Origin of the sequence: Pseudomonas sp. SG-MS2, assembly GCF_009933855.1 — a bacterium.
Classification (GTDB): domain Bacteria; phylum Pseudomonadota; class Gammaproteobacteria; order Pseudomonadales; family Pseudomonadaceae; genus Aquipseudomonas; species Aquipseudomonas putida_E.
Map to the genome: position 1 here is coordinate 1 of NZ_MOMO01000040.1, position 3,361 is coordinate 3,361.

Consider the following 3,361-nt stretch of genomic DNA (forward strand, 5'->3'; position numbering starts at 1 on the left):
TGGCAACCAATCGGCTCAACATTATCAACTGACTGTTGCACTTGGAACCTGAGGCCGCCATGTCGACGAAAAAAAAATGATTGGGTAGATGAGAGGACCACTGCAGCAGACTCCAATCGAGCCTCTGCAATTTCAATAGATTCAGATATAGAGTTCCCTTGCCCCACACACTGAACAATCAGCGCTTGAAGCCAACTTTCGACACCATTTTGATCCGCCTTAACATAAATTACACTTTGAGCGCACAACTTGTAGCGCAGACGGCTAATGTAAGCAAATTCAGCCGCAGCACTTTGCCCATATAAAATCACGAGCTTTGCAGCTCCAATCGCATCCAGCATTTTAGAAGAGTTAACAACAATGATATCAGCAACATTGGCATTATGGACCCACTCAATGTACCCCGAGACACTACTGATAAACGCTGAGGACAATTGGATGGGGCTAGTTATTACCCCCAACCCTTGCCGCAAACTCGACTCTGGGAAACGTGGTCTAGCATTTTCTTTCCACTCAGGAAATACACGCCCCGCGCCGACCCGCCGGGATAGTTCTAATGCTATTTCTGCTATTGTGTGGACGGTGCCAGGCCACTCCCAAACTGATCGGAGTAGCTTTATTTTCGGGCAGCGATGCTTGTATAGTGCATCAAAAGCCTGACCAAGCTTAAACGCCCGAAGCGGATCCACCCATTGATCCGCATCCATCACGCTTGAATCCCCTCCCCACCTAGCAGGCTGATATCTCGGCACAGCCGCTTCCAAGCATTCCATTGTTTTGGAGGGGTCGTCCCACCAAGACCAGTCACCACTTTCTAGCAATATGCCTAGCGCAGCCCTAACTGATGGCCCCAAACTATCGCCATTGTCACCCAACCACTGGACGTCTCTTTTTTTTCTATCCATTTTCCAATCACTGCCGCCCGTTTTTTCGTCCTGAATAAGCTGTATAGAACGTATGAAAATATCTTATGTCTGAAGAACGCGCAAAATACTGGCGCCACCCTAAGTGAAACTGATTACAGCACTGAACAGCGAATTAGCTCGTACGCATGTGGACGAGCACCCCAAATATTTTTACAGCCTCAAAATATAGCGCAGGATGGCGGCAAAGCGCCATCATTCCAATGCTATATTTTTCAACTCCGGGGTTTCTGGGTCACTCCTCAGGCCTCCAGCACAATCTGAAATCGCAGGTCTGCGAACTGAATCACACACATCCAGTTGACTGAATTCAAGTATTCCCGAAGGCTAACAATCGAAATGCATTAATAGTCTCTAGGTTCGTAGAAAACATCGAGAACCTGTTCATGATCGGATGCGGCTACTTGCGGACGGTCTCACCAAGGGCGGGACGGGTGGTATCTTCTTCTGTCGAACTGGTACCTACCACTAATCTGAGGGGGCGCTCGGTGTCATACCTGAAATTTACTCATAAGCTACGACACCCAAAAACTTCCCGATTTGATTCCACCAGACGCCGTAACCAGCTGATTTGTTTGTAGCGACCCTTTGAGGTACGCCAAAAAATCCACCGAATTCCAGCCCCGCGAATCCCCTGCCCTCACAGCAAGAAACCGTTCGTCTGGTGCCGCACCATTCGCAGTATCAAAAAAGGCTCACCGTAAGGTGGGCCTTTTTTGTTTTCGCAGTCCAGAACGGGTCTGCCCCGACAAGGTCAGGCAACCTTCCGCCCCAACGTTTCCCAGCCCAAACAGGCCAACGCCAATGTACGCGGCACAGCTTCTCGACCACTGCTATATCGGCTGATGCTACGTGCGCTAACGCCCAGTGCTTCGGCAGCTTGGTCGAGCGTCATCCGATGCCGCAGGCGCCAGCGGATGAAAATCCGCGTGTTGTCATCCGGCGCTGTCTGGGCAAGGGCGTCCAGCAACAGGGTGTCTGCCCCGATTTGAATATCCAGCGCAGGCCATTCCACTGACCAGCCCCCGTCACCCAATACAGCACCTTGGAACGCCTCAAGCTTGGCAAGAGGTGCCAAGCCTGGATACGCGGCAAGCGCGTCACTCATATCCAAGTCGAATCGCTGGCCATTGGTAAAAGTCAGCTCCAGCCGTGCGCCGGGCCGTGCTTGAACAGCCCGCAGGCGCGGACGTTTCATCGATGCCATTTCATCCACTCCTTCAAAAGATCGGCCTGGGCCTAGCCGGCGATAGGTGGTCGATACCTTGAACAGGTGCGACGAGGCGCTGCGCCCGTCACTCTCAACCCAGAGTCCATTTAATTCCAGGAATCGTGCACAAAGCCACACCCCAGCCCGTCATCAGGTAACAGTGTTTTACCAATTGCCATGGTTTTCCGCGCGCCCAGTTTCCCTATCCTTGCCCCGGTCATCCTGCCTGCGATGGACCCATGAAACACTCTCTACCCAGCCGTTACGCCTGCCTGGCCATCTGCCTGATTTTCACCTGCGCCAGCCTTCCCCTGCTTGCCACGCTCACTTGGCTCTGGCCGCTGACGGTGATCACCGCCCTGCTCAGCCTGGTTGGCCTGAACGACCTGCGCCAGAGCCATCACGCAGTACGGCGCAACTACCCGATCCTGGGCAACATCCGCTACCTGATCGAAACCATCCGCCCAGAGATCCGCCAGTACCTGATAGAAGGCGACGACGACAAGCTGCCCTTCTCCCGTTCGCAACGATCGCTGGTCTACGCCCGGGCCAAGAATGAAAGCGCCGAGAAAGCCTTCGGCACTCTCAACGATGCCTACAAACCCGGCTTCGAATTCATCAGCCATTCGATGGTGCCGGTGGCAACCCCGGACCCTGCCTCGTTCCGTATCGCCATTGGCGGGCCGCAGTGCCGGGTGCCCTACTCGGCGTCGATCTTCAATATTTCGGCCATGAGCTTTGGCGCACTCAGCGCCAACGCCATCGCGGCGCTGAACCGGGGCGCGCGCATGGGCCGCTTTGCCCATGACACCGGTGAAGGCAGCATCAGCCCTTACCACCGTGAGCATGGCGGCGATCTGATTTGGGAAATTGGCAGTGGTTACTTCGGCTGCCGTACCGAGCAAGGCCGCTTCGACCCGCAGCGCTTCGCCGCCCAGGCCTGTGACCCGCAGGTGAAGATGATCGAGATCAAGCTCAGCCAGGGCGCCAAACCTGGCCACGGCGGCATTCTGCCAGGGCACAAGGTCAGCGCTGAAATCGCCGCCACTCGTGGCGTGCGTGTGGGCGAGGACTGCATCTCACCGGCCGCGCACAGTGCCTTTCGCACGCCGCTGGAGCTGCTGCACTTCGTCGCTCAACTGCGTGAGCTGTCCGGTGGCAAACCCGTGGGCTTCAAGTTCTGCCTGGGCCACCCGTGGGAATTCATGGGCATCGCCAAGGCCATGCT

3 protein-coding genes are annotated in these 3,361 nt (G+C 55.2%); 1 reads left to right on the forward strand and 2 read right to left on the reverse strand.

Annotation, left to right across the window (positions count from 1 at the left end; translation table 11 throughout):
* Together BLX42_RS03135 and BLX42_RS03140 are read right to left on the reverse strand one after the other, a co-directional pair.
* On the reverse strand, nt 1-707 hold a 707-nt coding region (locus tag BLX42_RS03135; protein WP_161871124.1), incomplete at its 3' end, for a hypothetical protein.
* 970 nt (nt 708-1,677) lie between these two features.
* Nucleotides 1,678-2,130, reverse strand: coding sequence for a DUF2442 domain-containing protein (locus tag BLX42_RS03140; RefSeq protein WP_161871125.1), 453 nt, complete (start codon nt 2,128-2,130; stop codon nt 1,678-1,680).
* Nucleotides 2,131-2,372: 242 nt separating this feature from the next.
* Between BLX42_RS03140 and BLX42_RS03145 the strand changes: the two genes are divergently transcribed.
* A partial coding sequence (locus BLX42_RS03145) for an FMN-binding glutamate synthase family protein (protein WP_161871126.1) occupies nt 2,373-3,361 on the forward strand: 989 nt, incomplete at its 3' end.